Source organism: Mycobacterium sp. shizuoka-1, assembly GCF_002723835.1.
Classification (GTDB): domain Bacteria; phylum Actinomycetota; class Actinomycetes; order Mycobacteriales; family Mycobacteriaceae; genus Mycobacterium.
The window spans coordinates 16,231-42,759 of the sequence record NZ_BEWG01000109.1; the positions used below are offsets into that span (position 1 = coordinate 16,231).

The 26,529-nt window shown below is 66.5% G+C and carries 26 protein-coding genes; 7 read left to right on the forward strand and 19 right to left on the reverse strand.

Annotation, left to right across the window (positions count from 1 at the left end; translation table 11 throughout):
• Window positions 1–2 precede the first annotated feature (2 nt).
• From MSZK_RS27185 to MSZK_RS27255, 15 genes are all read right to left on the reverse strand, one after another.
• The gene (locus tag MSZK_RS27185; RefSeq protein ID WP_099251640.1) at window positions 3–1,322 is read right to left on the reverse strand and encodes an NAD(P)/FAD-dependent oxidoreductase; all 1,320 of its coding nucleotides are present in this window, start codon (window positions 1,320–1,322) and stop codon (window positions 3–5) included.
• 22 nt (window positions 1,323–1,344) lie between these two features.
• Window positions 1,345–2,505, reverse strand: a complete 1,161-nt coding sequence (locus tag MSZK_RS27190) for an acyl-CoA dehydrogenase family protein (RefSeq protein ID WP_099251641.1) — start codon at window positions 2,503–2,505, stop codon at window positions 1,345–1,347.
• A gap of 4 nt (window positions 2,506–2,509) precedes the next feature.
• A complete protein-coding gene (locus MSZK_RS27195) occupies window positions 2,510–3,718 on the reverse strand; it encodes an enoyl-CoA hydratase-related protein (RefSeq protein ID WP_233211538.1) in 1,209 nt (402 codons plus the stop codon).
• 158 nt (window positions 3,719–3,876) lie between these two features.
• Complete coding sequence (locus MSZK_RS27200) at window positions 3,877–5,460, reverse strand: class I adenylate-forming enzyme family protein (RefSeq protein WP_099251680.1); 1,584 nt, start codon at window positions 5,458–5,460, stop codon at window positions 3,877–3,879.
• A gap of 14 nt (window positions 5,461–5,474) precedes the next feature.
• On the reverse strand, window positions 5,475–7,088 hold the full coding sequence (locus MSZK_RS27205) for a class I adenylate-forming enzyme family protein (RefSeq protein ID WP_099251643.1): 1,614 nt from the start codon (window positions 7,086–7,088) through the stop codon (window positions 5,475–5,477).
• Complete coding sequence (locus MSZK_RS27210; RefSeq protein ID WP_099251644.1) at window positions 7,085–7,945, reverse strand: SDR family oxidoreductase; 861 nt, start codon at window positions 7,943–7,945, stop codon at window positions 7,085–7,087. Before MSZK_RS27210 ends, MSZK_RS27205 begins: the two co-directional genes overlap by 4 nt.
• A gap of 28 nt (window positions 7,946–7,973) precedes the next feature.
• Window positions 7,974–9,176 carry an acetyl-CoA acetyltransferase gene (locus MSZK_RS27215; RefSeq protein WP_099251645.1) on the reverse strand — a complete coding sequence of 401 codons (1,203 nt, stop codon included), beginning with the start codon at window positions 9,174–9,176 and terminating at the stop codon, window positions 7,974–7,976.
• Complete coding sequence (locus MSZK_RS27220) at window positions 9,166–10,518, reverse strand: zinc ribbon domain-containing protein (protein WP_099251646.1); 1,353 nt, start codon at window positions 10,516–10,518, stop codon at window positions 9,166–9,168. The genes MSZK_RS27215 and MSZK_RS27220 overlap by 11 nt, the downstream gene beginning before the upstream one ends.
• Window positions 10,515–11,726 carry an acetyl-CoA C-acetyltransferase gene (locus MSZK_RS27225; RefSeq protein ID WP_099251647.1) on the reverse strand — a complete coding sequence of 404 codons (1,212 nt, stop codon included), beginning with the start codon at window positions 11,724–11,726 and terminating at the stop codon, window positions 10,515–10,517. Before MSZK_RS27225 ends, MSZK_RS27220 begins: the two co-directional genes overlap by 4 nt.
• A 23-nt stretch (window positions 11,727–11,749) precedes the next feature.
• Window positions 11,750–11,977 (reverse strand): hypothetical protein, encoded by a 228-nt coding sequence (locus MSZK_RS27230; RefSeq protein ID WP_099251648.1) that lies wholly within the window; start codon window positions 11,975–11,977, stop codon window positions 11,750–11,752.
• A 7-nt stretch (window positions 11,978–11,984) separates the two neighbouring features.
• The gene (locus MSZK_RS27235) at window positions 11,985–12,518 is read right to left on the reverse strand and encodes an aromatic-ring-hydroxylating dioxygenase subunit beta (RefSeq protein WP_099251649.1); all 534 of its coding nucleotides are present in this window, start codon (window positions 12,516–12,518) and stop codon (window positions 11,985–11,987) included.
• Between the two features lie 2 nt (window positions 12,519–12,520).
• The gene (locus MSZK_RS27240; protein ID WP_099251650.1) at window positions 12,521–13,789 is read right to left on the reverse strand and encodes a Rieske 2Fe-2S domain-containing protein; all 1,269 of its coding nucleotides are present in this window, start codon (window positions 13,787–13,789) and stop codon (window positions 12,521–12,523) included.
• Entirely contained in the window at window positions 13,786–14,571 is a 786-nt protein-coding gene (locus tag MSZK_RS27245) for an enoyl-CoA hydratase/isomerase family protein (protein ID WP_099251651.1), read from the reverse strand. Before MSZK_RS27245 ends, MSZK_RS27240 begins: the two co-directional genes overlap by 4 nt.
• The gene (locus MSZK_RS27250; protein ID WP_099251652.1) at window positions 14,568–15,362 is read right to left on the reverse strand and encodes an enoyl-CoA hydratase/isomerase family protein; all 795 of its coding nucleotides are present in this window, start codon (window positions 15,360–15,362) and stop codon (window positions 14,568–14,570) included. Before MSZK_RS27250 ends, MSZK_RS27245 begins: the two co-directional genes overlap by 4 nt.
• Entirely contained in the window at window positions 15,359–16,126 is a 768-nt protein-coding gene (locus tag MSZK_RS27255) for an enoyl-CoA hydratase/isomerase family protein (RefSeq protein ID WP_099251653.1), read from the reverse strand. The genes MSZK_RS27250 and MSZK_RS27255 overlap by 4 nt, the downstream gene beginning before the upstream one ends.
• Before the next feature lie 109 nt (window positions 16,127–16,235).
• Between MSZK_RS27255 and MSZK_RS27260 the strand changes: the two genes are divergently transcribed.
• Window positions 16,236–17,033, forward strand: coding sequence for an SDR family NAD(P)-dependent oxidoreductase (locus MSZK_RS27260; RefSeq protein ID WP_099251654.1), 798 nt, complete (start codon window positions 16,236–16,238; stop codon window positions 17,031–17,033).
• A 51-nt stretch (window positions 17,034–17,084) separates the two neighbouring features.
• On the opposite strand, the gene MSZK_RS27265 is transcribed toward MSZK_RS27260, so the two are convergent.
• Window positions 17,085–17,888: a hypothetical protein gene (locus MSZK_RS27265; protein WP_099251655.1), complete on the reverse strand. Its 804-nt coding sequence runs from the start codon at window positions 17,886–17,888 to the stop codon at window positions 17,085–17,087.
• A 12-nt stretch (window positions 17,889–17,900) separates the two neighbouring features.
• Window positions 17,901–18,902: a spirocyclase AveC family protein gene (locus tag MSZK_RS27270; RefSeq protein ID WP_099251656.1), complete on the reverse strand. Its 1,002-nt coding sequence runs from the start codon at window positions 18,900–18,902 to the stop codon at window positions 17,901–17,903.
• Window positions 18,903–19,012: 110 nt separating this feature from the next.
• Here MSZK_RS27270 and MSZK_RS27275 point away from each other — a divergent pair, with 110 nt between their 5' ends.
• Window positions 19,013–19,612, forward strand: a complete 600-nt coding sequence (locus tag MSZK_RS27275; RefSeq protein WP_099251657.1) for a TetR/AcrR family transcriptional regulator — start codon at window positions 19,013–19,015, stop codon at window positions 19,610–19,612.
• On the opposite strand, the gene MSZK_RS27280 is transcribed toward MSZK_RS27275, so the two are convergent.
• A complete protein-coding gene (locus MSZK_RS27280; protein WP_099251658.1) occupies window positions 19,600–20,226 on the reverse strand; it encodes a TetR/AcrR family transcriptional regulator in 627 nt (208 codons plus the stop codon). The two genes, MSZK_RS27275 and MSZK_RS27280, sit on opposite strands and share 13 nt — an antisense overlap.
• Before the next feature lie 207 nt (window positions 20,227–20,433).
• On the opposite strand from MSZK_RS27280, the gene MSZK_RS27285 reads away from it, so the two are divergent.
• The 5 genes from MSZK_RS27285 (at window position 20,434) to MSZK_RS27305 (ending at window position 24,836) form a co-directional block, all read left to right on the forward strand.
• Window positions 20,434–21,468, forward strand: a complete 1,035-nt coding sequence (locus MSZK_RS27285) for a hypothetical protein (protein WP_099251659.1) — start codon at window positions 20,434–20,436, stop codon at window positions 21,466–21,468.
• Window positions 21,469–21,557: 89 nt separating this feature from the next.
• On the forward strand, window positions 21,558–23,270 hold the full coding sequence (locus tag MSZK_RS27290; RefSeq protein WP_099251660.1) for an NAD(P)/FAD-dependent oxidoreductase: 1,713 nt from the start codon (window positions 21,558–21,560) through the stop codon (window positions 23,268–23,270).
• Complete coding sequence (locus MSZK_RS27295) at window positions 23,267–23,974, forward strand: hypothetical protein (RefSeq protein WP_099251661.1); 708 nt, start codon at window positions 23,267–23,269, stop codon at window positions 23,972–23,974. Before MSZK_RS27290 ends, MSZK_RS27295 begins: the two co-directional genes overlap by 4 nt.
• Window positions 23,971–24,564 (forward strand): cytochrome c oxidase subunit 3, encoded by a 594-nt coding sequence (locus tag MSZK_RS27300; RefSeq protein ID WP_099251662.1) that lies wholly within the window; start codon window positions 23,971–23,973, stop codon window positions 24,562–24,564. The genes MSZK_RS27295 and MSZK_RS27300 overlap by 4 nt, the downstream gene beginning before the upstream one ends.
• A gap of 2 nt (window positions 24,565–24,566) precedes the next feature.
• On the forward strand, window positions 24,567–24,836 hold the full coding sequence (locus MSZK_RS27305; RefSeq protein ID WP_099251663.1) for a cytochrome C oxidase subunit IV family protein: 270 nt from the start codon (window positions 24,567–24,569) through the stop codon (window positions 24,834–24,836).
• Window positions 24,837–24,929: 93 nt separating this feature from the next.
• Here the strand turns inward: MSZK_RS27305 and MSZK_RS27310 are convergent, their stop codons facing one another.
• Entirely contained in the window at window positions 24,930–26,525 is a 1,596-nt protein-coding gene (locus MSZK_RS27310; protein WP_099251664.1) for an NAD(P)/FAD-dependent oxidoreductase, read from the reverse strand.
• Window positions 26,526–26,529: the final 4 nt, after the last annotated feature.

The following is a 26,529-nucleotide window of genomic DNA, read 5'->3' on the forward strand; positions in this document are numbered from 1 at the left end:
GATCAGCGCCGAACGGCCGGGCGGTAACTGGCGACGATCTTGTCGGCCACCAGCTTCGCGGTCTCCGCACAGGCCGTCGTGCCGCCGTTGGCGTACTCCTTGACGGCGTCGCCGACGTTCCACAAGCCCTCGACCGGGGTCTCGTGGGGCAGGTCGAATCCGGCGACCGCACGCTGCGGCGGCCAGTCGTCCCGGGTGACGGCGATATTGAGAATCCTTGCCCGGCTGTCGAAGTCGTCGATGGTGTCACGAAGGTCCGCGAACAGGAAATCCGTCTCGGCGGCTTCGTCGAAGTCTCCGATCGACGGTCGGGGCACCGAGGTGCCGACGTAGAGATGCCAGCCCGGCGGCGCCATCTCAGGGCACAAGTCGGTGAAGTTGGCGATGTAGGCCAGCCGGCGGGTTTTCGCGAAGCTCAGCATGCCGGGTGCCGCGATCAGCGGCTCGGCGCTGGCGAAGTTGACCGAGATCATCGCCGTCGGCCGGTCACCGCGCGCCACCAGATCGCGGTAGTCGGGGGGCACCGCATCCTCGCCGAGCAGCCTCAGGGTCGCCGCGGGTCCGACATCGCTGATCACGATCGGTGCGTTCACCGTGACCGCGGCGCCGTCGCGAACCGCCTCGACGCCGGTCACCCTGCCGCCTGCGGACGCGATGCCGGTCACCGGTGTCGACAGCCACACCTGGCCGCCATCGCGTTCGACGGCGGCGGCCAGGCCCTTCCAGATGCCGATGGTGCCTTCGGGATGGAAGCCGAACCGCTTGAAGGCGCTCTTGCGGGTGAAGTAGGTCAGGAACACCCGCGCGGGCAGGTCTTCGGAGCTGACCGCGAAGATCGACGCACACATGTTGCGGAAGATCCCGTGCACACCTTCGTTCTTGGTGTATTTCGACACCCACTGTGCGGTGGAGATCTCGTCCTCGGGCAGTCCGGCGTCACTGCGGGCGGCGCCGATCCCCTTCACCAGCTTGGCACCCTGCCGGGTCAGCTTGCCCAGCAACAGGCCCCATCCACCGCCGGTGACGTCGACGTCCTTGCCACCGATGCGGTAGAGCAGCGGCGGCTTGGGCTCCCGGATGTCGAACGGTGCGCCGACCTCCGCGCAGGTCTGCTCGGTGATACCGCCGACCTCGATCACGATCGCACCGTTGTTCACCTTGAACCCGTCGATATCGTCGGTGGACGCTCGTCCCCCGACCTTGTCGAGTCGCTCCACGACCATCGTGCGAAAGCCGCTGTGCGCCAGCCGCGCCGCCGTGAACAGCCCGCCGGCTCCGGCGCCGATCACGATGACGTCGAAATCGAGGTCGGTTGTTGTCATGGACATTTCTCCCATCGGACAATCAGTACGAGCGCGGCAGGCCCAGTGAGGTCTGCGCGATGAAGTTGAGGACCATTTCCCGGCTGACCGGAGCGGTTCGCATCAGCCGGGTGACGAACCACAGCTCCGACAGCCCGTACTCGTGGGCCAGCCCGTTGCCGCCGTGGGTCTGGATGGCTTGGTCCAGGGCGGCGAGCGCGGCTTCGGATGCCGCGAATTTGGCCATGTTGGCCGCCTCGCCGGCCGGTGCGCCGGCGTCGAACAGCTCAGCGCTGCGCATCGTGGCCAGCCGGCCCACTTCGACATTGATATGGCATTCGGCCAGCGGGTGGGCGATGCCCTGGTGGGCTCCGATCGGCGTCGACCATACGGTGCGTTCTCTGGCGTAGTCCGCAGCCTTGCCGACCGCGTAGCGGCCCAGCCCACCGCAGAGTGCCCCCACCAGGATCCGTTCCGGGTTCAGGCCGTCGAACACCTGCCGCAGGCCGTTGCCCACACTGCCGATGAGGGCGTCCTCGCCCACCTCGACCTCGTCGAGGAACACGGTGAACTGCTGATCGGGCGAGACAATGGACGTGTCGATCTGCTGGAAACTCAGCCCGGGCGAATCGGTCGGGACGACGAACAACGACAATCGGGACTGCTCGGGAGTCGATTCGTCGGCATCACGGGTCACCAGCAGGATCGCGTCGGCCTGGTCGACGGCCGAGATGTAGTACTTCGCACCGGAGATCGACCACCCCGAATTGGTCCGCCGTGCTGTTGTTTTGACGTTGTGGCTGTTGGATCCGGCGTCAGGCTCAGTGAGCCCGAACGCCATCTTCTGTGATCCGTCGGCGATCCCGGGTAGCCAGCGTCGCTTCATTTCCTCCGACCCGTGATGGGCCAGGATGCTTCCGCAGATCGCCGGGGAGATCACCCAGATCAGCAGGGGCATACCGTGTGCGGCGAGTTCCTCGACCACCAGGACGGCCTCGGCCATCCCGCCGCCCCCGCCGCCGTACTCCTCGGGCAGGTGCACACCCAGCAGGCCCGCCGCACCGAGGTCCTTCCACAGCTCCTCGATGTCGCCACCGGTGCGGGCGCGCTCCAGGAAGTACTGTGCGCCATAGCGATCGGCAATGGCCGCGACGGTGTCGCGAATGGCGCGGTGTTCGGCGGAATCGTGGACGAGTCCGGGCATCGGTTTACCTTCCGGTGAATTCGGGGCTGGTCTTGGCGGCAAAGGCTGCGATGGCTGCCGCCGCGTCGGCGGTGTCACCGGTGACCCGCAGCCCCTGGGTCTCGGCGACGAGCTGGGTCGGCAGATCGCGATGCCACGACTCACGCAGCAGCCGTCGCATGGTGGCGTACGCCATCGTCGGACCGTTGGCGAGTTCCACGGCGACGGCGGTGGCTCGTCGACGCAGCTGATCGCCCGGGGCGATCTCGTTGATCAGTCCCCACTCCAGGGCTTCCCGGGCGCTGATCGGGGTGTTGCGCAGATAGGCCGCGGCCGCCCGGCGGGCACCGATGATGCGAGGCAGATGCCACGTACCACCACCGTCCCCGGACACCGCCAAGCCGGCGAACGCGGTGACGAAACGCGTTCCCTCGGCGGCGATGACGAGATCGGCGGCATACACGTAGCCCAGTCCGCCGCCGGCCACCGCACCGTGCGCGGCGGTGACGATCGGTACGTCGATACCGCTCAGGATTGCGAACGCCTCATGAAACGGTGTCGTCATCTCGACGAAGAGATCACCGAATCGCTCCCGGCCACCGTCGAGAAAGAACCCGATGTCACCGCCGACCGACAGCGAGGGCCCGTCCCCGCAGATGAGCACACACCGCACGGAGGTGTCCGCGGCGATGCGCCGGGCGACCACGAGGGTCTCGTTCGCCACCCTCACGTCGATGGCATTGCGCTCGGCGGGCCGTTGCAGACACAGTGTGGCCACCCCGGCATCGACGCGGTAGTCGATCGTCTCGAGCCGGGCCGGTTCGTCAAGCGCCGCATGCCAGGCAGCGGTGTCGGTGAGCTGGTGCAGAGTCGTGATCCGCCCGTCGGGGCCGAACTCGACCAGATGGATGAACTCGGCGTCCAGCAGCTGTCCGCTGCGGCGCGCTGCGCCGCGGTAGCGGCCGATCACCATCAGCCGTCCGTCGTCGAAGAGCTGGAAGTCGCCGGCCACCGCGCGCGCGGTGAAGTGCTGACCGATTCGCCACCACAGGTTGGTACGCATGGCCTCAGGTCCGACGTGGCGACCTCCCATGCCCAATGGCAGGCCCTCAGCCGCGTGACCGACGAAATCGGGGTGCAGCAGCGCGTCGACGGCCTCGCGGTCACCGGCGGCCAGCGCGTCATAGAGCTGCTGCACGGCCACAACCCGTGCTTCGCCAGAGAGGTCAGACACCGCCAACGCATCCTGTCTAATCTGGAGTCAAAACTGATATCAGCAGTTCAACCAACCTGCCAGAACGGACAGTAGCATACTTTTTAGTTTCGATTAAATACTGATGGTGGGATGTGAAAGCCACGCAGCAAAGGCAGACTGGACGGCATCCAGCGCGGTCAGTCGCGTTGGAGCCGCTCGACCAGACGGAACTTCTGCACCTTGCCGGTGGCCGTCGTGGGCAACTCGTCGGCGGTACACAACACGATCCGCTTGGGGACCTTGAATCGGGCCAACCGGGCGCGGCACCGGGCCAGCACCTCGTCCTCGGTCAGCGCCGACCCGGGGACCGGCACCACCACCGCGCAGCCGATCTCGCCCCACCGGTCATCCGTCAGACCGATGGCATAAACCTGACTGATGTCGTCGTAGCCGGCGAGCAGATCCTCGATCTCCTTGGGCATCACCAACTCGCCGCCACTCTTGTACAGCTCCTTGCTGCGTCCGGTGATGCGCAGGTAGCCGTCGGCGCCGACCACGCCGATGTCACCGGAGTACAACCAGCCGTCGCGAATCGCCTCGGCGGTCTCGGCGGGCCGATTCCAGTACCCGATCATCGTGGTAGGCCCGCGAGAGACCAACTCGCCATCTTCGGTCCGATAGACCACCAGCGCGTCGGTGTCCTCGACTCCGGCGGCGCCGGCGAGCTTGGGACGCCCGACCGTCTGCGCACACCTGGTCAACGGGTCCTCGGGCAGCGTCAGCGTCATCGCGCCACCACACTCGGTCATGCCATAGCCGGTCACGATCTCCCTGGCTCCCAGCGCGTCCCGGATCTGCTGCCACAGCCGGATCGGCGCGGGCGCCGATCCGCACAGCACCGCTCGAAGCGAATCCAGATCGTAGTCGCCGCGCGCCGGGCTCTCGACCATCGCGAGCGCCATCGTGGGCACACACAGCATGTCGGTGGCGCCGTGCCGGGCGATGCCCGCGAAATACCCCTTCGCGCTGAATGTCGGTTGCAGGATCGCCGCACCGCCGACGAACATGACCGAGAGCAAGCCTTCGATGTAGGCGAACATGTGATAGCACGGCAGCGAAAACAGCACCCGCCGGCCGTCTTCGTAGGCACGCGTCAGCGCGGAGGCGTAGGCGGTCCGCAGCACAGCATCATGGGATGTCAACACGCCCTTGGGAAATCCGGTACTGCCCGAGGTGTAGAGCAGGTCGGCCGGTGCGTCGGCCGACACCGGCGCTGTCGCGTCGGCCGTCCCCACCAGATCGTCGAGGCACAACACACCCGGCCGGGTGCGCGCCGTCAGCACGACGGTGAACGCAGGGCCCTCCCAGCCGCGGGCGATGTCGTCCAGCATCGCCCCATAGTCGAGTTCGCCGAAACGGCTTGTCGCCACAACCACACGGCAGCCGGAATCGGCGAGCACGTAGCGCAGTTCGTCGTGCCGGTACAGATAGTTGACCGGGACGGCGATGGCGCCGAGCCGGGCGATGGCGAACTTGACCGTGACGAACTCCGCGCAGTTCGGCATCACCACGCCGACACGGTCGCCCGGCTGGACACCCAGTGCGGCCAACCCACCTGCGAGCCGGGCGGATTCGTCAGCTACCTGCTGATAGGTCAGGGTGACATCGTCGGTGATCACGAAGGACCGATCGGCGAATCGTGCCGCGCAGTCCGCGAGCGTATCGGCCAGGGTCCGCGGCTGCCATACCGGGACCAGCGCTCGAAGTGCGTCCCGGCGCATCCCGATGTCGGTGTTCACAGTTCGGTGAGCCCGCCCTGCAGAATCTCGTCGCGCAGCGCGAAGCGCCGAACTTTGCCGGTCGGGGTGGTGGGAAATCGGTCGGCGACATACCAGCGACTCGGGATCTGATAGCGGGCCAGCCTGCGGTGGGCGTGGTCCACCAGGCCCTGTTTGAGAGCATCATCTCGATGAGTGGTCTTCACGACTGCGGCGACGATCTCACCGAGACGGTCGTCGGGCAGGCCCACGACGACCGCCTCGAGTACCGACTCATGCTGGGACAGAACGCGTTCGACATGCGCCGGCGAGATGTTCTCACCGCCGCGGATGATCAGCTCCTTGAGCCGGCCGGTGATCGTCAGATAGCCACGATCGTCCATCATGCCCAGATCGCCGGTCCGCACGAATCCGTCCGGGTCGAGAGCGGCCGCGGTGGCGGCAGGATCGTGGAGGTACTGCACGAACTGCTGGTAGCCGCGCGCACACAGCTCCCCCACCTGCCCACACGCGACCACTCGTCCGGTCACCGGGTCGGTCACCTTGCAGTCCACCTGTGGCAGCGGGCGGCCGACGGTGCGGCGCCGATCCTCGGTAGCGTCCCCGGGGCGCGTCAGACTCAACACCGGCGCGAGTTCGGTTTGACCGTAGAGGTTGTAGACGCCGGCGCCGAACAATCCGCTGGCGTCATCGATGAGGCGGGGATCCACCGGCGCGGCACCACCCATGATCACCGTCAGCCGCGGCGCGGGCAGACTGCTCGATCGCTGGTGCTCCACCAGTGCCGACAACACCGCGGGCACGTAGAACAGCACCTGAACCGCCTCCTCGCGCATCGCGGCGAGCACCGGGCCGGGGGCGAACCGCTCGGTCAACACGACCGTCCCCGAGACCCACAGCGGTCCCAGGGTGGCGATCACGCAGCCGGCGGTGTGGAACATCGGCAGCGGGTTGAGGCATACCGCCCGATCCGGAACCCCCGCGGCCTCGACCGTGAGCTTGGCGACATTGACCAGTGCGCGATGGCGCAGCACCACCGCTTTGGGCCGGCCGGTGGTCCCCGACGTGTACTGCAGCATCGCGACGCTGTCGGCGTCGGACTCCGCTCCGTCAAGCACTGCCGGATCCAGCGCGTCGGCACACCACGTCGCACGAGCCGACAAGGAGATACACCGCAGCCCGGGTATCCGGGCGGCCGCCCGGGCGGCCACGTCGGCCATCGGCTGGTCACGATTGACGTCGGCATGCAGCAGTACCGTGGCGCCGGAATGCGCCAGGGCGTAGGACAAATCGTCCTCCGGCAGTGCCGGGTTGAGCGCCACCAACACCATGCCGGCCAGCGCGGCACCGTACTGGATCACCGGCCACTCGAGAACATTGGGCGCCCACAACGCGATGTGGCTGCCCCGGTCGGCCAGCCCGGCCAGCGCAGTGGCGACCCGGCCCGCCTCCGTCAGCAATTCCGCGTAGGTCAGTCTCGCCGCGGTCGCGCTGCCGTGGCGGGTCCCGATGAGGGCGAGGCGCTGGGGGTGACTGCGAGCCCGTTCGGCCACCAATTCGGCCACGGTGAAGCCGACCAGTTCGGTGGAGCGGTCGGCCGCCCAGTAGGCGCGCGCAGGCCCGACGGTCATACCGGGTTGGTGCCGAGCTTCGCCTGGCTCATATCGCTGATCTCCGACCAGCGCTCGCTGATCTCGGCCAGGCTAGGCGCCTCGGAAAAGGTGACGCCGTCATTCTGGAACTGGGCGACCCGCTGCACCAGACCGCCACCGACGACGAACACCGAACCGGTGTCGCTGTTGTGCTCGGAGAGCAGGTAGCCGACAGCCGGTGCGACAAGCTCCGGGTCGAGCTTGTCGAGAACCTCCTGGGGCGCGATGTCCGCCGTCATCCGAGTGGCGGCCAACGGCGCGATCGCGTTGGCGGTGATGTCGTATTTGGCGCCCTCGATCGCGAGGGTGTTGACCAGGCCGACCAGCCCGGCTTTGGCGGCACCGTAGTTCGCCTGCCCGAAGTTGCCGTACAGCCCGCTGGTGGAGGTGGCCACCACGATGCGGCCGTAACCCTGTTCCCGCAGGTGTGGCCACGCGGCCCGGATGACGTGATAACCACCGGTCAGGTGCACCTGCAGGACGGCGTCCCAATTCTCATCGGTCATCTTGTGGAAAGCGCCGTCACGCAGGATTCCTGCGTTGCTGACGATGCCGTGAACGGCGCCGAACTGATCCAGCGCCGTGGCGACGATCTCGGCGGCTCCCTCGGCCGACGCCACCGACGAGTAGTTGGCGACGGCCCTGCCGCCGTCGGCCCGGATCTCCGCCACCACCGCGTCAGCCATACTGGTACCCGACCCCGATCCGTCTCGGGCACCACCGAGATCGTTGACGACGACCAAGGCTCCGTTGGCGGCCACGAACCGCGCATAGGCGCGGCCCAACCCTCCCCCGGCGCCGGTGACGATGACGACACGGTCCTGTAATCCTGGCACTAGCCGATCTCCTTGAAGTTGTCGATGATCAAGAGCCGCAACGTGGCTCGCGGGACACCACGGATATGAACGAGACACAACCGCCCGGGCGGCCACCGAGATTGTGGGTGAGCGCGGTGTGCGGATCGGACAGTTGCCGCGCGCCGGCCTGGCCGCGGAACTGCAGCCACGCCTCGTAGAGCATCCGCAGCCCGCTGGCCCCGACCGGGTGACCGAAACTCTTCAGGCCACCGTCAGGGTTAACCGGCAATCGTCCCCCGGCGTCGAACTCACCGCCGAGCACGTCCTTCCAGGCCTGGCCAGGTTCGGCGAAGCCGAGGTCCTCCATCAAGACGATCTCGGTAGGGGTGAAACAGTCGTGCACCTCGGCCAGGGACAGCGCGGCGGCGGGGTTGTCGATACCAGCCTGGGCGTAGGCGTCCTTGGCGGACTTCACCACCTCGGGAAAGGTGGTGAAATCGTAACCGGAATCGGTGGTACCCCGGGTGGAGCCGGCCACCAACGACAGCGCGTGCACATACATAGGGGCGTCGGTGAATTCGTGGGCCCGCTGTGCCGGGACGATCAACGCACACGCCGCACCGTCGGACACACCCGAGCAGTCGTAGACGCCGAGGCGGCCGGCGACCTTGGGCGCGGAGTCGATAGCCTCCTTGGCGACGGACTTGCGGAACTGCGCCTTCGGATTGCGTGAGCCGTTGTCGTGGTTCTTCCAGGCGACATGGGTCATCGCCGCACGCATCTCATCTGGGTGCACACCGAATCGCGAGCAGTAGGCCGGATCGAGAAGCGAGAACGCCGCAGGCGCCGTCATCGACAGCTCGGCCGCTGTCCCATCGCCCGGCGGATCCTGCCGCAGCAATCCGGAATAGCCGGAGTCTTTGAGCTTTTCGACGCCGACCGCCATGGCGATGTCGTAGGCGCCGGAGGCGACGGCATAGCAGGCGTTGCGGAATGCCTCCGAACCCGAGGCACACATGTTCTCGACCCTGGTGACCGGCTTGTCGTCACTGCCCAGCGCGCGACTCAGGGTCAGGCCGGACATCCCGGAGCTCAGTGTGCCGAGCCAGTAGGCGTCGATATCGGCAGCGGCGACCCCGCCGGATCCGGCAAGGCACTCCTGGTAGGCCTCGATGATCAGATCCTCGGTCGACGTGTCGAATCGTTCGCCGAACTGGCTGCAGCCCATGGCGACGACGGCAACCCGCCCGGCGATTCCGTTACTGCCCATCGCGTAGCACCGCCTTCCAGAAGTAGTTGTGCACGCCGTCGGCGGTGAACAGCCGCCGGAATGCGAAGCCGACCCGGTCACCCACCTGCGGCTGCCGTGGTCCGGCGTCGGCCACCTCGACCGTGAACCGGCCGCCGCCGTCGACGTCGACCACGGCCTGGACCATCGGTGGCGAGGGCGAGTACGCCAGCCGATCGACGGTGTAGGTGACCACGGTGGCGCCGAGCTCGGCGATGCGGATCAACCGCATCGGGGCTGCCGACCCGCAGGCCCGGCACACCCGCAGCGGCGGAAGGTGGATGAAACCGCATTCTTCGCAGCATGTTCCGGTGAGGCCGAACTTCCACTCCTGCGTCCGTGCCGACGGCGGCCCGGCCGGCTTGTCCGGTTCGGGGCGCCTGGGGGGCTCGAGCGTGACCAACCCCCGCCAGGACAGGTATGTCAGGTGGTCGACGGTGCTGCCGCCGGTTCGTTGGGTCGCCACTGCGTGCGGTTGGCGGGCGCCCGGCAGTGCGGTGGTGGCCTGTAGCACCATCGCGTCGCAGCCGTCGGTCGCCGACAGGACCAGAATCGTGTCGCCGGGCTCCGCGACATCGAGCGCATCACACAGCGCAATCGCCGCGTCGGCGGCCCCGCTGTGCCCGATCGGCGACGACCTGATCGACTTACGGCCTTTGACCAGAGCCCTTGCGCCCTTGATGATCCCGGCGTTGGGACTCACCAGCACGACATGGTCGGCTTCGATCACGCCCGCGGCGTCCAGGACCTGCTCGGTCGCCGCGCGCACGAGTGCGCAGTAGCGCCCGAAGCCGAAACGTTCCTCCCATTGGCGGCCGGTGATGTCGGTGGGAACTCGCCACCGGTCCAGAAACTCGTCGGTGAGCGCGGTAGTTGCGAGGATGTCGGCGATCGGAGTGCCCTCGCCGAACAACAGTGCGGCCGCACCGTCGCCGCCCGACTTCTCGTCGGCCGAGCCGGGGCGCCCGACACGGACGTCGGCGAACACCGCAAGCCCCCCGCCCGTCGCCGCGGCGCGAAGAGCCGCGAATCCACTGCGGCCGGTCCCGCACATGTCCGCGGCGAACACGTCGGGGACCAGCCCGAGTGCGGCGTGGATCGCGGTGGCGTTGGTCTTGTCGGCGTACGCCGGGCTGGAGGTGGCGAAGTAGAGCGCCGCAGGTGGGGTCCGATCCCGCAGCGCCTCCGCCGCGGCGGCCACACCCATGGTGGTCGAGTCCTCGTCGTACCCGGCGACGACTCGATCACGCGTGGGTGTTCCGATGTCGGTGCCAGCCAGCCGGAATCGAGGCACGTAGCTGGCGTAGGCGAGCAATCCCATCATCCGGACGCTCCACGGAACACCGCGGCCAGCCCTTGGCCGCCCCCGATACACATGGTCTCCAGCCCGAGTGCGCCACCGCGCCGACGCAGCTCGTGCAACATCGTGGTCAGAATCCGCACTCCTGTCGCGGCGATCGGATGGCCCAGCGAGATCCCCGAGCCGTTGACGTTGAGCCGATCCTCCACATCCTCGAGCGTGCACCCCCAGCCGCTGAGCACCGCCAACACCTGCACCGCGAACGCCTCGTTGATCTCGATCAGGTCCATGTCGTCGAATCCCAGACCTGTTCTGGCGAAGAGCTTCTCGACGGCGCCGACCGGGCCGATGCCCATCCGGGAGGGTTCACATCCCACCGCCGCCCACCCTTCGAGGTAGCCGATGGGTTCCAGACCGAGTGGCTCGAGCCGGTCCTCGGCGACCACCAGACATGCCGCGGCGGCGTCGTTCTGCTGACTGGAGTTGCCCGCCGTCACCGTGCCGTCCGGCAACATGGTGCGCAGCCGGGCCAGCGTCTCGGGCGTGGTGTCGGGACGCACGCCCTCGTCGCGGTCGACGGTGACGGGTTCGCCGCGCCGCTGCGGTACCGGCACACCCACGAGTTCGTCGGCGAACGCGCCGGACTGCTGGGCGGCTGCCGCACGTCGGTGACTGCGGGCGGCGAACGCGTCGGCCGCCGCACGGCCGATGCCGAAGTCGCGGGCCAGGTTCTCGGCGGTCTCGATCATTCCGCTGATCGGCCCGAACCGCCATGCCGGTTGCGACATTTCCCGGCCACGGTCCAGCCGGTCATAGAGCGTCTGGTTTCCCGACCGCGCGCCCCATCGCGCGGTGGTGGTGTAGTGCTCGATGTTGCTCATCGACTCCACCCCACCGGCCAGCACGACATCGGCCGCCCCGGTCTGCACCGTCATCGCCGCCGTGATCACGGCCTGTAGTCCACCGCCGCAACGCCGGTCGATCTGCAGGCCGGGCACGCTGATCGGTAGGTCCGCATGCAGCGCCACCCACCGGCCGATGCACGGCGCTTCGGAGTTGGCGTAGGACTGCGCGAAGACCACGTCCTCGATGCATGCGGGATCGACACCGCTGCGTTCGATGACAGCACGGGTGACCCGCGCAGCGAGATCCTCGGCACGCAGCGGCAGTAAGGCGCCACCAAAGGTTCCCACCGGGGTACGCAACGGCGCGACGATCGCGGCGCGCCTCATACCGTTGCCTCGGCGAGTGTCGCTCATGCCTCTCCCCGCCAGCGGTTTGCCGACGGGTCGAGCAGCGCCGTGAGACGCTCGTCGGGCAGCCACACGATGGTCTCCAGTTCCAAGGCGTCGAGGTAGCGGACCCGCTTGGTGCGCAGATCTTCGAGCCGAAGTCGGGGTCCGTTGGCTTCGAGGTCGACGGTCACCGACACCTCGGCGAATTCGCTGGCGACCACACCCAGGGGTGTTCGTTCGGAATCCATCGGCGCCTCAGATCAGAAAGCCGAGGGTGGGCAGCGGCCGGTCATTGTCCACCAGGACGACCTTCTTGTAGACCAGTCGCAGGCCGCCGTCGGTTCGGCGCAGCCGGTAGGTGGTCCGGCCACCCCACAGATGGGTCCCCCGCGCGCGCGATTCGAACAGCAGAAAGTTGGCCCCCACCTCGAGGTCGACACTGCCGGCGGGATTTGCTCTGCCGCCGAGGAATTCGATGTTGCTCAGCAGGCGGCGCATGTTCGACGGCGGTGCCTGCGCGAATCGTTTGCCGGTACGGATCTGTTTGAGCCGGGTCCCGATGCGGCTTCTGTTGTCACAGATGATCGCCATGCGCTGACCGGGTGTGGCCTCGGCGCCGGCAACCGGCACCCAGTAGAGCGCATCCTCGGTCCACAACGACTCCCAGGCGTCGTAGTCGTTCTCGTCGGCAAGGCGGGCCTCCAGGAAGAGAAACTGCTCGACCTCGACCCTGTCGAACTCGATCGGCACCGGCAGCAGTTCGGCCGGCGCGGTCACACTGGTGGTCATGCTCAGTCCTGTTCCATCAGCTGCTTGTAATGCGACCAGAACGCCCGCATCCCGGTTTCGTCGGTGTTGGTGCCGATCGTGAATCCCTGCTCGTCGACCCGCTCCCGGTTGAGCCCGCGGCGCACGTCGAGCCACTCCGGGGTGAGCGCCTCCAACCCCTGCTGATTGCGCTCGTACATCTCGGTGTCGTCGGCGAGCAGCATGCCCGCCGGCCCCACCGATGCCAGGCACTGTGACACCAACCGCTTGTTGAGCTCCGGCGCCCCCACCAATTGCACGGCGGTGGAGTACTGCACACACTCGGCGACGGATACCGGCTGCAGGTTGAACACCTGGATCTCCGCGATGAACAGGTTCGGGAAGATCATCACGTGCGGGGCGCCCTCGATGAGGATCTTCTCGGCCGCTTCGCCGTGGCGCGCGCGCATCGCGGCCACGTATTCGGGAACTCTGGATTCGGTGGTGCCGAACCAGCGCATCGGGGTGGCGAACTTGCGGAACTCCGGGCGAAGATCGTTCTCGCTGTGACCGTTGCCCAGGTCGCGCGTCACCGCGGTCGACGAGTCACTGTACAGCGGGCCGATGGTGGATTGGGTGACGCCGAGGATCGCCCCGTGGACGAACTGCGGATGGTAGCCGTCGGTCTCGTTCTCCACCACCAGCTTCCAGTTGGCCCGGGTCTGGTGTTGCAGCCATCCGGCGTTCAACTCGACGGTGCCGTCCGGAGACAGTTGGCACAGGCGGTCGATCTCCCCGGCCGCCGCACCGAGGTGCTCGCGCAGGCTGGGCCCGTCGGGGGCGAAACTACCGAACACGAAACCGCGGTAGGAGTCCATCCGCGGAACTCGGCCCATCGGCATGTCGAGCTGGCGTTGGCCGTAGCCCTTGAAGAACGGAAACCCGATCAGTTCACCAGTGTTGCGAAACGTCCAGCCGTGAAACGGGCACCGAAAGGTGCTGGAGTTGCCCTTCGCATTCTCGCAGACCTGGTTTCCCCGATGACTGCACCGGTTGAGCAGCAGATGGATCTGCCCGTCGCGATCGCGGGTCATGATCACGTCCTGCAGTCCCAGCTTCTTGCGGACGTAGTCGTTCGGCCTCGCGACCTCGCTCTCGTGGCCGACGAACACCCAACTGCGGTACCAGATCTTGCGTAGTTCTTCGGCGAAGATGGCGGGGTCGGTATACATCGACCCGTGCACCCTGTCGGGCCGGATCAGACGGTCGTAGCGGCCCGCGGTACCCGCGGCCGGATCGATGACCGAGGTCATTGCGGTGCTCCTTGTGTGGTTCCGAATACCGGGCTTCGCTTGGCGGCGAACGCGTCTATCGCTTCGGCAAAGTCGTCGCTGTCGAACAGGCGCGCCTGTTCGGCGGCCTCCCGGTCCAAGACGTCCAGCGGGTGCATGCTCGGGGCCATCGCCAGCATCGTCTTGATGACACCGAGGGCGCGGGCGGGCCGCTGCGCGAGGCTCGCGGCGTCGTCCTGCGCAGCGGCCAGCGCGGACCCCGGATCGACAACCGCGTCGACCAGCCCCTGAGCCAGAGCATCAGGTGCGCTCACCGGCGTCGGCATCATGAGCAACTGGCGGGTCCGCGCCATCCCGATCCGGGCGGGCAGCGACACATACGTGCCCATGTCACCGGCCAGTCCGACATTGGTGAAGGTAGCCCCGAACCGGGCGTCGGCGGCGGCGATCACCCGGTCGCAGGCGGCGGCAAGCGCGGCACCTGCCCCGAATGCTGCGCCCTCGACCGCCGCCAGCACCGGTTTGGGGGTCGTCCAGATCGCGCGAATCACCCGTTGCGCCAGGTTGATCCGCTGCAGTGCGGCATCTTCGGACATCCGCGTCATCGTTGTGATGTCGCCGCCAGAGCAGAACGACCCGCCGGCGCCGGTCAGCACGACCACCCGCACCCCGGGAGTGGCGTCGGCGGCCTCGATGGCCTCGGCCAACGCGATCCGCAGCGGCATGTCGATCGCGTTGCGGACCTCGGGCCGGTTGAGCGTGATGGTACGGACGGAACCGGCGTCGGCGACGAGGACGGTCATGAGAACCTCGGCGGTCGACGTTCGATCACCGCACGCAACCCCTCCAACGCATCTGCGGTGCCCGACAGCTCCGATACGGTGCGGGCCTCCTCGGCCAGCCGCTGCTCCACCGACTGGCCGACTCCGCTCCAGACCAGGCGTTTGGTGGCTGACAGCGCCGCGGTGGGCAGCTGCGCCAGTTGGGCGGCGACCTCGTCGGCGCGTGCGGTCAGCGCGTCGTCGTCCACCACCTCGGTGATGAGACCGATCTGGGCGGCCTCGTCCGCGGTCAGCGTGGGATTGGTCAGCAGGATCCGCAGGGCCTGACGCAGTCCGACCAGTTGCGCCAGCGTCACCGACGAACCACCGTCGGGAGCCATGCCGACCCGCACCGCGCCGGAGAAGAATCGCGCCGACCGGCCGGCCACCACGATGTCGGATGCGCAGACGAGTCCCAATCCCCCGCCGCCGGCGGCAAAGCCCTGTACGGCGGTGACCACCGGTACCCGCAACTGGATGAGCGCCGCGGTGGCCAGTTGCAGCCAGGCGGTGGCTTCCCGAAGGTAGTCCGGTAATGCCGCGCCTTTGGATTCGAACGTCTTGACGTCACCCCCGGCACAGAAGTTTCGGCCCTCGCCGGTGAGCATCACCACACGCACCGCGGGATCGGCGTGGCAGGCCAGGATCGCCTCGTGCAGCGCCTTGAGGATCTCGACATTGAGGCCGTTCGACGCGTCGGGCCGGTTCAGTCGCAGACGGGCGACTCCGTTGGCGACCTGCACGACCACCGGTGCGTCGATCGATGTCGTCATCGGTGGACCTCCCTGTTCTGGAATGCGGTGACACTGCTGGAGCCGGCGTCCCCGACGATGTGGCGGACCACCGCGGTCATCTCGGCGTCGAGTCCCGCGTGCAGCCCGTCGTCGACGCTGAGCGCCACGAGCCGTTTGATGGTGATCACTGCGTCGCGGCGGCGCCCGGCCAGCCGGCCGGCGAAATGGGCTATTCCCGAATCGAATTCGTAGGCGGAGAAGGACCGGTAGGCCAGCCCCAGCCGGACCGCGTCGAGTCCGGACAGCCGGTCGCCGGACAGCAGGACGCCAAGCGCCTGCTGCCGACCGATGAGGTGCGGGAGGCGGGCCGTGCCACCGCCGCCGGGAACCATCCCGTAGTTGACATGGTTGTCGGCGATCTTGGCTGTCTCGCTGACCAGGACGATGTCGGCGGCCTGCATCAGCTCGAATCCGCCCGCCGCCGCAGACCCCTCGACAGCGGCGATCACCGGGATCTCCACGCCTGCGATGGCATCGCAGGCGTCGCGAAAGGCTGCGAACAACTCGGTCAACGCGGCAGGTCCTTGGGCACGCAGCCGCTCGACCTCGTCGAAGTCACCGCCCGCACAGAAGTTTCCGCCGCCGCCGCGGATCACGATCGCGTTCACATCCGGATCACTGCCGAGAGATCCGAGGGCATCACGCAGTGCACGTGCCAAGTCAACGGTGATCGCGTTCATTCGATCCGGACGGTTGAGCGTGATCCACCCGACGTGACCGTCGAGCGACGTCGTGACGCTCATCTGGGTCTCCTCAGAAGCCGGATATGGACAAATCTAATCACAATTTCTAATCTAGGTTAAACCAACTTCTGGGGTGGCAACAAGTGCGCCCCGACCGGGAAGGGTCATCGTGGATCTGGGATTGACCGACGCTCGCGTCGTGATCACCGGCGGCGCATCGAACATCGGACGCGGCATCGTGCATCAATTCGCCGCGGAGGGCGCCCGGATTGTCTTGAACGACATCGACGAACCGCAGGCCGAGAAGGTCAAGGCCGAGGCGTTGGCCGCCGGGGCCGCCCAGGTCGAACTCGCGATCGCCGACCTGACCACACCGGGCGGCGCCGAGGCCGCGGTGGGCACCGCGGTCGAACGCTGGGGCGGTGTCGACGTGCTGGTCAACAACGCCGGTTGGAGTGTCCCGGGATTCCTCGCGTCCGACACCGACCGCGACAAATGGCAGCGGACCATCGAGATCAACCTCTTTTCGGCGATCGCCGCGACCCAGGCTGCGATCGGACCGATGAAGGAGGGCGGCGGCGGATCGCTCGTGTTCATTGCCAGCGACGCGGCGTTCGGCCAGATCCGCCAAGGCGTCTACGGCGCGTCGAAGGCAGCGATGGTGGCATTGGCACGCACCGCGGCCCGCGAACACGGCAGGCACGGCATTCGCTCCAACATCGTGTGCCCCGGCCTGGTGATACCGGAGAGCCCCGACGCCGTCGGGGCCTCGAGCCTGTGGTCGGTCGGCCAGGACGAGGTGTTCAACCCCAAGCAGATCGAGTTCATGCTCAAGGACACCCCGACCCGTGCGCTCACCACCGCCGACGACATCGGGCGGGCGGTGCTGTTCTTCGCCTCGCCGGTGGCCGCCGGCCAGGTGACCGGGCAGCTGATCTCGGTCAGCGGTGGCTACACGATGCCCTAGCGTGGGCATGACCGACGAGGCGTGGTCGCGAGCCCGTAGCTGTCGACACCCTCACTGGCACTTCTGCTCGATGACAACGGCTTCGGCGACGTCGCGTTTCGGCGCGACCAGCAGCCGGCCCAGTAGGCCCACTGTGCCTGCGATGGCGCCGACCACGGTCAATGCCGCCAGGTGGACGATCAGCATCGGCGGGTGCTCGACCGAGTGGCGCACCGACAGGTACAGAATTCCCGATCCGAACAATCCGGCCGCAAAGGCCATCGGCACGACCGGGATCAGCGAGAGCTGCGCCCATCCGCTCAGCTGCGGTGCGACGCGGTAGACCACAATGCCGCTCACCAGAGCCGACATCGCGTTGGTGAAGCCGAGGAAGATCGGATAGCCCAGCACCACGAACGGCTGGCTGTCCTGGTACTCGTAGACGTTGAGCACGCTGATATAGGTCATCTCTGCCGCGATGGCCATAACCACGATGAACGCGTACATCGTCCACACAGTGCGCATGGTCGGACGTCGGGCGAGGGTGCGGGCGATGAACACCGTGGCGCCGCCATAGAACGTCAAGTAGGCCGCGGGCACCCAAATGGGCTGGTGGCTACCGAACGTGGTGTAGAGGTGCCACTGCCCTTGTTCACGAAACCACAATCCATACAGGTGATCGAACAGCGGCTCCATCAGGCACGTGAGCGTGCCGCTGGCCAGGACCGCCAGCGGCCATCCGATCGACTCTCGGCGGCACAGGCGCACCACCCAGACCAGTACCGCCACTGCCAAGCCGAAGGTGAGCGTGGTGGCGACCCATTGGCCGACCGGCCAGACCGGCGTGTCGATTCCGATCGTCGTCACGGGTGCCATCACATCCTCCGATCAGCCGGGCAGCAGATAGCTGGGCAGGTGGGCATACGACGTTCCGATCAGTCCGAGCCAGTTGAACGGCAGGTGGTACACGAACACCAAAGTGAGCATGCAGAATCCAAGCACCGCGAAATTCCGGACGTGCGGACGCAGTGAGGGGCGCCACCGCTCGGCTCCGAGCTCGATCGGCGACTCCCCCGCCGGCCGCTCCTGCGCCTCCATCCGCGCCCAGGTGAAGACGCATCCCACACAGGCGACCAGCACGGACTCATAGATCGGGAACTGGTATACCTCCCCCGGCCACAAGGTCAAGGGCTCATAGGTTTTGGCGAAGGCGTAGGCGTGCGTCGTTCTGATCACCACGTTCTCCACCACAAAATCGAAAATGAATTCGAAAATAAAGACAAAAACGAACAGCCGGAACTTCGACATGGCCGGCCACCGTCGCCGCACGCGCTGCGCCTCGTGGCAGGCCACGATGGCCACGCCCGCACAGAAGTAGATGTACATGGGCGGGCCCCAGATCAACGACTCCGCGTAACGACTCGGTGCGTCCGGATTATGAAACGGCAGGAATCGGACCCAGACCCCGCGATTGACGTTGGCGCTGTTCCAGGCGAACAGGTACTGCTGCACGTTGAGGAAGGCATCGGCGACGAAGCAGATGATGCCCCCGATGACGAACTTGCCGTCGAGGCCGAGCGAGCCGGTCTCCCGCAGCGGCTTGACCACGCAGTACCAGACGAACGCCGCCATCACCGCCAGGCTGATCGCCTCGAAAATTCGCAGTGCGACCAGCCGCCAGTCCTCCATGACGTCGGGCCCGATGCGGGGCGCCGGTGTGAATTCCTCACCCGAGCTCACCCAACGCACAACGACTTCGACGCAGATGACAAACCACGCGGCGCCGATGAGGGCCAGGAACGTCGCGGGCCCCTGCCGTCCGAGCGGTGGCGGATCCGACCGATCCGGCTTCTCAATGACAGCGTCACCGGGGCTCGAGGCCAAGGACATCGCGAGAACCTCCAGTAGACAAACCAGGCAATTTGTAATCGACTAGGCGATAATGACGCCATGCAGGCCATCGTGTCAACGGGCACGTCCAACCCGAATAGCGCGCCGACATGACTCAGACCCCACGGGAAGCAGCCCGGGGCCGGGTAGTCAGGTCGGCGCGGGAGTTGTTCCGCTCCAGAGGAATACGAGCAGTCACGATGACGGATGTCGCCCGCGGCGCCGGCTACAGCCGACAGATGGTGTACAAGGTGTTCTTCGATCGTCGCGAGTTGGTATTGGCCGCAGCGATCGAGCGGATTGTCGAAATCGCCGATGCGGCCACCCCCGGCGCCAGCGTTCCGGACGGGAGTTTCACCGAATCGTTCGTCGAACTCTCCGTCCAGATCATCGAGACGCTGCGCAACGACCCCGAGTTGTCGGCACTACTCGGCGACGGCAGTCCGATCACCGCACACGAGGCGCTGTGGGAGCCGGAACTGGTAGAGCGTGCCGTGCGGTTCTGGCAGCCTTGGCTCGATCATGGCCGCTCGCGGCACCTGCTTCGCGACGACTTGTCGAATCGAGATCTATCCGACTGGCTGCACACCGTGTACGCGTCGATCATCCTGCGCCGCAACATCCCACCGGACGACGAGCGGGCGATGATCGAACGTTTTGTGATGACGTCGCTGGCGATGGCCGGCGCCGTCCACCCTCACCTGCCGTAGAGGGTGCCGTTCCACATCGCCACAAGCGGGTCGACCATGGCCTCCTCGTCGGTGAGTTCGGGATCCACCCCCATGCCGGCGATGTGGAGCACCCGCTCGGTGCTCCAGAAGAGGGTGGCCGCCAACGTACGGCTGGGCAGATCCGAGGTGATCAGTCCCGCCGCACGTTCCCGATCGATTTCCGCCGCTCCGGCGGCGACGAAGCGCTCCACGACCGCCAGCCACAGCGAGCGAAGCGCGGGTTCGCTGTGCCAGTGCTGATTTGCCGCCTGTAGCACGGCACGGTGCTGGTGCCAGGCACGCGTCACCGCACGGATGCTGCGCTCCAACGCGATTGACGGCGAATCGTCGGGCGAGCGTTCGAGAAACGGCTGCACCGTGCCGAAAATGTCCTCCATCGCCGCTTCGAGCAGACCGGACAGGACCGAGAACTTCGAGGCGAAGTAGAAGTAGAACGTCGCGCGCGAGATGTTCGCCTCGGTGAGGATCTGCGCCACGCTGATGTCGCTGAACGCGTGCCGCTCCATCAGCCGCCCCGTCGCCGCGTAGATGGCATCGACTGGCGGCACCCCGTTGAGATCAACCGAGCGTGGTCGACGCGTCGCCTCAGTCATCGCTGTCACCTTACCGTCGTCAACACCCGCGCCGGGCAGCGCGTCCCTCCAATTTAATCCGATTTCAAATTGGGTATACACAATGTCTAGACACGATGTTAGTGTGAGCTGGTCCACAGTGCCGGGCGGCACCGCGACCGCGGGTTACCGAAGAAACCGCACGTCAGCGGGCACGCGGAAGCCAGATCCTAAGGAGACGCCGAACCCATGAGTCCGATATTGAGCGCGAGCTGGTCGCCCCTGGTCCAAGGCCAGGGCTGGCCGCCGAACATCCAGCCGGCCCCCGGTGACTTCAGCGTCAGCCTGGGTGCTGAGATCGCCTTCTTCCTCATCGCCGGAGCGTTGGTCATGGTCCTCGCGTTGCCGTGGGCGATTCGGGCCGCGGTGAAGAGTCGCAACTTCATCCCGCTGATCGTGATGGCCAGCGGTCTGATCTGCAGCCTGCTCGAACCGATGCTCGACCTGCTCGGGCACCTGCACTGGGCCAACAACCTGATGCCGGCGTTCACCAATTTCGGCATCACCGTGCCCCTGCTGATCCCCCCGTGCTACGTGGCGTTTCTGGGGCTGGAGGCGTACTTCTGCTACTTCGTGATCCGCAACGGCGCCCACGCCAGTCATTTCGTGATGCTGCTGGGCATGGGAATCGTCACCGATGCCGTCATGGAGACCGCAGGCATCAACCTCGGCACCTACCTCTACTACGGCGTGCAGCCGTTCAGCTTCCTGAACTTCCCGTACTGGTGGGGCTTCATCAACGGCGGCTCCTTCGTCACGATCGGCGCGATTCTCGCCTACGCCGTTCCGAGACTCAAAGGTGCACAACAGCTTCTGCTCCTGCTGGTGGCTCCGTTCGGCATGATGGTCGCCTACTTCGGCGTGGGCTTTCCGCATATCCTGATCCACAACTCCACCTTGCCCACCCCGGTGCGCTGGCTGGGCGCCGCGGTCATGATGGCCATGATGGTCGGCTGGATGTTCATCCTGCACCGGCTCGTCGGCGTGCCGAATGACCGACCCGCGCCCAAGTGGACCTTCTGGCGGGTCTTCGCCTACGGCAAGTTCATCCCGACCCGTCAGGGCCGTCAGGCACTGTGGCGCAAGATGTGCGAGGAGGGTGGCGTCAAACCCGGCGACGGGATCGCCGTCGACCCGGAGGATCCGGCTCAGGCCATCCCGGTCGGCCCGACGATCCTCCTCGACGGCGCACAGCACACCCGCCAGCCCGCGGGCACCCTCTAACCCGCGAAACGGTGGGCCGGTTCCGAGAGAAATTCGGTTCCGGCCCATCGCTTTCGGTCCGCCATCCCGATCTCCGATGAGGTTTTGCCATGTCACATCCTGCCCAGACCCCGCGTGAAGCCGACGTCGTCGTCGTCGGATCCGGGCACAACGGTCTCGTCGCCGCAGCCTATTTGGCCAAAGCGGGGCTTAATGTCCTGGTCGTCGAGGCCGCCGCCACCGCAGGCGGTATGACGTCGACGAACTCGTTTGCCCCGGAAGCTCCCGAGTACACCATCAACGAAGCCTCGATACAGGCATCGCTGTTCCGCACCACGACGATCAACAGCGACCTGGAGTTGTCGACGCGCTACGGACTGCGTCAGACAGTCATCGACCCCGCGCACTTCCAGCTCGCCGCCGACGGCAGCTCGCTGGGACTGTGGCGCGATCCCCGCAAGACGGCCGCCGAACTCGAATACTTCTCCCGCAAGGACGCACGTGCCCTGATCGAGCTGTACGAGGTGATCGACGCGGCCGTCGAGATCGGCCTGCCGATGATGCAGACCAACGTCGTGGCGCCCGATATCACCGCGATTCTCAAGGCGGCCAAGGGTGTCGCCAAGAATCGTCGACAGCTCAGCGCGATCGGGCGATGGATGGCCAGCTCGCAGACCGAGGCCGTCGAGGAAAGCTTCGAACACGACATGATCCGGGCACCGTTGCTGACCTCGCTCCCGTTCATGCCCTTCGACGCCGACCTGTCCGGATGGTCGCTGATTTACCTCGGGGTGCTGTCCAAGTACGGCGTCGCGATGTTCCATGGTGGCACCGGTTCGCTGCCCAAGGCGCTCATCGGGGTGATCAAGGACAACGGCGGCGACATCATCACCAGCTCGCCCGTCGAACAACTGATCGTCGAACACAACCGCTGCGTCGGCGTCCGGGTCCGCGGCGGCGCGGAAATCCGTGCCCGACGAGGTGTTCTGACCGCCTGCAGCCCCAAGACAACGCTGACCCGGCTGCTCCCCCGCGGAATTCTCGAACACAAGAAACAAGTGGCGGCCGATCACATCCCGACCCGCAAGCGCGGCATCGCCGATGCGAAGGTGAACGTGGCGTTGTCCGGGCGGGTGGACATGTCCAAGCACGAGAAGTGGCGCGGCGACGGTATCGACCTACGACTGGCGTGCAACTGCTACCACACCTACGAGCAGGCCAAGGCGGCCGCGAAAGCCTGTGTGCGTGGCCAGGTACCGGATGCCATCCCCGGACTGGCTCAGGTGACCAACGCGTTCGATCCGTCGATGTCGCCCCCGGGCAAGGACCTGTGGTGGTTTTGGACGGGCTTGACGCCGTCGTTTCCCGAAGAGGGCTGGGATGTGGCGCGCAAGAAGATCACCGACAGCATCATCAAAGACGCCGACGAGTACTACAAGGGCGTCGACGACCTGCAGGTCGCGGTCCGGCCGCTGGTTCTGCCCGACATCGAGGAACGATTCTGGGCCATCGACGGTTCGGTCTACCACGTGGACCCGACCATCAGCCGGTTCGGGCCCAACAAGCCGGTCAGCGGATTCGCCGGCTACCGCACCCCGGTGGAGGGCTTGTTCCTGACCGGATCGGGCACACACCCGGTCGCCGGCATCAGCGGTATGCCAGGTCAGAATGCCGCACGCACGATGCTCAAACAGTTCCGGCTGGAGGATCAGGGCGGACGCCTCGGCGCTCTCAAGGACCGCCTGCGCCGGGAACGCCGCCGCGCCACGCTCATCGAGAACGTCTACGAGAGCGGCCCGAACGATCCCTTCCCCGGCCAATGACCCGTGACATCCAGCGCACCATGGCGGTCTGCGGTGCGGTGTTCGTGCTGCTGCTGTTCCCGGCCATCATCATGATCGGGCTGCTGCCGCCGATGTCACCCATGCGGACCGCTGACGAGGTAGCCCAGTTCTGGTCCACCGACACCGGCCTCAAACGGATGGGTCTGGTGATCATGCTGGCCGCGGCGGGCCTGCAGGCGCCGTTCGGCGCACTGATGGCGGTCCGCATTCGGCAGATGGAGGGCACCCGATACTCGGCGCTGGCCTACACCCAGCTGGTCGGGACCGGCCTGGCCGTGGTGGCGATTCTGTTGCCCACCTTCGCCTTCGCGGCCGCGTCCTACCGACCGGAACGCGATCCGCAAATCACCCAGGCGCTCAATGATCTGGGGTGGCTGCCGTTCGTGATGAACTGGCCGGCCGCCACCATCCAATGCGTGGCCGTCGGCTTCGCGATCTTCGGCGCCAAGACGATCGTGTGGCCGCGGTGGTTGGGGTACTTCAACGTGTGGTGCGCCTTTATCTTCGCCGCCGGCGGGCTGGTGGTGCTCTTCAAGGACGGGGTCTTCGCCTGGAACGGGTTGCTGGCGTTCTGGTTGGTCGCGGTGTTCTTCGGAGTCTGGTTCCTGGTGATGTCGTGGCAGTTGTGGATCAGCACCTCTGGCGACGAAAGCCACGCGGCACAGCGGGTATCGGCATCATGACCACGCTGGACGACGTCGAGCCCGGCCACACGCGCGAGCATCGGATTCCCGGCGAGGAGGGCATCTGGGTCTTCGTGCTCGGCGACATGACGGTGTTCGCGTTGTTCTTCGCCACGTTTATGTATTCGCGCGGCAAGAACCCCGAATCGTTCGCGGCCGCGCACGCCGATCTGCACGTCGCCCTGGGGACGACGAATACCGTTCTGCTGCTGACGAGTTCACTCCTTGTTGCGCTCGGCGTGCACCGGGTGCTGGCCGGTGCGCACCACCAAGCAACCCGGCTGTTCGCGATCGCGATGACTTGCGGGGCCGGATTCGTGGCCGTCAAAGCCGTCGAGTGGGGCGCATTGTTCCGCGCCGGCAAGAGCGTGGCCAGTGGCGAATACTTCTCGTACTACTTCGTGTTCACCGGCATCCACCTGATGCACGTGCTGATCGGTGTGGCGATCTTGGTCCGGATGATCGTCCTCACCCGCCGGCAGGCTCTCACCGGGCCGCAGCGGCGGCTGTGTGAAACCGGCGGAATCTTCTGGCACATGGTCGATCTGCTCTGGGTCGTCTTGTTCGCGCTGTTCTACCTGGTGAGGTGACGATGTCGACTACGCGTCGGTTGACCCTGGTGTGGGCGGTTCTACTGGCTCTGACGTTCGGGTCGTTTCTGGTGGGAGTCGAGCAGGGCGCCGACTCCGCGGGAGCCGCGGCCTTCGTGATCATCGGGATCGCCCTGCTCAAGGTGCGCCTGATCGGTGTGCACTTCATGGACCTGCGGGTTGCCCCGACCGCACTGCGCATGCTGTTCGAAGGCTATGTGCTCGCGGTCTTCGTGGCGCTGGCCGTCCTCGACCTGGTCATCACACCATGATTGCGCTTGTCCCGTCCCGCACCGAGCGTGGGCCCTGTCGTCGATGCGAGGCACCGGAATACCCGACAACCCCCACGCTCGGCGACGGCCGCCTCAGCCCTTCGCGTCGCGAAGGGCTTTCTGCGCGGCCAGTTTTCCCGGCAGGGCGCACACGCCCCCGACGGGGTGAGTGCCCGCACCGCTCAGGTACAGACCTTTGACCGGCGTGCGATAGGCACCGAAGCCGGCAGCCGGCTTGAGCGGACCGAACCGGGTGATCAACGGATCGACGTGGTAGACGTTTCCGGCCGGTGCGTTGAAACGTTGCTCGATATCCGGGCCGCCCAGCACCGCCCGGTCGATCTCGAGACTGTCGAGTCCCTCGTAGTACAGCGCGCTGTCGCGCAGCACCGAGTCGCCGACCTTGTCCCGGACGTCCTCCCACGGCTCCCGTGGCGTCACGGGAATGACGCCTGACCACAGCCACAGGTTGCTCTTGCCCGCAGGTGCCTGAGTGGGGTCAACCGCGGACGGAATGATCGCGCAGCTCACCGGAACCGGGTCCGGCCATTCGCCGCGAACCAGCGAGTTCCACCCCCGGTCCTGTTCTTCGAGGGTGTGCCACGCCACCAGATACTTGCGCAGATCGAGATCGTTGCCTCGCCACTTCTCGTGCCGGCGCATCGAGACTTCGCCGTCGATCGCGACATTGATCTTCAGCGAGGTCGCGTGCGTTTTGCGGATCGGGATGTCCTTGGCGCGGGCGGCCAGCTTGGTGTCCAGCACGCCGTCGGGCAAGAGCTCGTTGAGCGTTATCACCGGATTACAGGTGGCGATCACGGCGCTGCGCGCCTTGACGACCTGCCCGGTAGTGAGCTCGACGCCGGTGACCCGGTCGCCGGCCATCACAAACTCGCGCACCCGGCTGTCGGTGTGCACGGTTCCGCCGAGCGCGAGCAGACAGCGATGCAATGCCGCGGGCAACGCACCGGTACCCCCGACCGGCATTCCATTCGCCACCTTCTGCACCACGCCGAGATAGATCATTGCCCACGCGGTCATGTCCAGGCGCATCTGGGAGAAGGCGGCCATCGCGGCGAGCGCACCCTTGGGCAATTCCGATTCGAAGGTCTCTTCCAGGAATTCGGTGTGCGACGCGGTGGCCATGTGGCGCAGCGACCATAGCCGCTTGGGGTGGCGGACCGCCTTGGCGAACGCCCTGCCCATCTCGGCATTCCATGGCTGTAGGGGATGCGACTTCATGTAGGCGACAACCAGGTCCATCGCCGGGTCCAGGGCATTGGCCAGATCCAGCCACGCACGCGCATCCTTCGGCGAGAAGCGGCGCAGTTCGTCGGCGGTGCGGCTGGCGTCCTTCCAGATCGCCAGAGAGCTGCCGTCGGGGGCGAGCTGAACGTGCGCGGGGTCGACCGAGATCTGCCGCAGCCCATACTTGTGCAGCTCGAGATCTTCGGCGACACCGGACAACTGGAAGATTCCGGTGAGCTGAATGGCGCCCTCGTTGAAGAGGTGTCCGGGTGCGCTGGGCAGGGTGGCGTTCGTCGATGTCATGCCCCCGACGGTCGGTGATGCTTCGAGAACGGCGACGCTATGACCCGCCCGCGCCAGATAGCAGGCGGCCGTCAGACCATTGTGGCCCGCCCCGATGATGACGTAGTCGACCTCAGCGGGAAGAGATTTGGTTGGCACGGGT

Excerpts from the sequence above, each read along its gene's own strand:
- MSZK_RS27230 (WP_099251648.1), bottom strand. The coding sequence starts at position 11,977 with ATGGATTCCGAACGAACACCCCTGGGTGTGGTCGCCAGCGAATTCGCC.
- MSZK_RS27275 (WP_099251657.1), top strand. The coding sequence starts at position 19,013 with ATGACTCAGACCCCACGGGAAGCAGCCCGGGGCCGGGTAGTCAGGTCG.
- MSZK_RS27225 (WP_099251647.1), bottom strand. The coding sequence starts at position 11,726 with ATGAGGCGCGCCGCGATCGTCGCGCCGTTGCGTACCCCGGTGGGAACC.
- MSZK_RS27190 (WP_099251641.1), bottom strand. The coding sequence starts at position 2,505 with ATGCCCGGACTCGTCCACGATTCCGCCGAACACCGCGCCATTCGCGAC.
- MSZK_RS27280 (WP_099251658.1), bottom strand. The coding sequence starts at position 20,226 with ATGACTGAGGCGACGCGTCGACCACGCTCGGTTGATCTCAACGGGGTG.
- MSZK_RS27250 (WP_099251652.1), bottom strand. The coding sequence starts at position 15,362 with ATGACGACATCGATCGACGCACCGGTGGTCGTGCAGGTCGCCAACGGA.
- MSZK_RS27285 (WP_099251659.1), top strand. The coding sequence starts at position 20,434 with ATGAGTCCGATATTGAGCGCGAGCTGGTCGCCCCTGGTCCAAGGCCAG.
- MSZK_RS27205 (WP_099251643.1), bottom strand. The coding sequence starts at position 7,088 with ATGACCGTCGGGCCTGCGCGCGCCTACTGGGCGGCCGACCGCTCCACC.
- MSZK_RS27295 (WP_099251661.1), top strand. The coding sequence starts at position 23,267 with ATGACCCGTGACATCCAGCGCACCATGGCGGTCTGCGGTGCGGTGTTC.
- MSZK_RS27245 (WP_099251651.1), bottom strand. The coding sequence starts at position 14,571 with ATGACCGTCCTCGTCGCCGACGCCGGTTCCGTCCGTACCATCACGCTC.
- MSZK_RS27265 (WP_099251655.1), bottom strand. The coding sequence starts at position 17,888 with ATGGCACCCGTGACGACGATCGGAATCGACACGCCGGTCTGGCCGGTC.
- MSZK_RS27290 (WP_099251660.1), top strand. The coding sequence starts at position 21,558 with ATGTCACATCCTGCCCAGACCCCGCGTGAAGCCGACGTCGTCGTCGTC.
- MSZK_RS27305 (WP_099251663.1), top strand. The coding sequence starts at position 24,567 with ATGTCGACTACGCGTCGGTTGACCCTGGTGTGGGCGGTTCTACTGGCT.
- MSZK_RS27235 (WP_099251649.1), bottom strand. The coding sequence starts at position 12,518 with ATGACCACCAGTGTGACCGCGCCGGCCGAACTGCTGCCGGTGCCGATC.
- MSZK_RS27215 (WP_099251645.1), bottom strand. The coding sequence starts at position 9,176 with ATGGGCAGTAACGGAATCGCCGGGCGGGTTGCCGTCGTCGCCATGGGC.
- MSZK_RS27220 (WP_099251646.1), bottom strand. The coding sequence starts at position 10,518 with ATGATGGGATTGCTCGCCTACGCCAGCTACGTGCCTCGATTCCGGCTG.
- MSZK_RS27200 (WP_099251680.1), bottom strand. The coding sequence starts at position 5,460 with ATGCGCCGGGACGCACTTCGAGCGCTGGTCCCGGTATGGCAGCCGCGG.
- MSZK_RS27255 (WP_099251653.1), bottom strand. The coding sequence starts at position 16,126 with ATGAGCGTCACGACGTCGCTCGACGGTCACGTCGGGTGGATCACGCTC.
- MSZK_RS27300 (WP_099251662.1), top strand. The coding sequence starts at position 23,971 with ATGACCACGCTGGACGACGTCGAGCCCGGCCACACGCGCGAGCATCGG.
- MSZK_RS27240 (WP_099251650.1), bottom strand. The coding sequence starts at position 13,789 with ATGACCTCGGTCATCGATCCGGCCGCGGGTACCGCGGGCCGCTACGAC.
- MSZK_RS27270 (WP_099251656.1), bottom strand. The coding sequence starts at position 18,902 with ATGTCCTTGGCCTCGAGCCCCGGTGACGCTGTCATTGAGAAGCCGGAT.
- MSZK_RS27185 (WP_099251640.1), bottom strand. The coding sequence starts at position 1,322 with ATGACAACAACCGACCTCGATTTCGACGTCATCGTGATCGGCGCCGGA.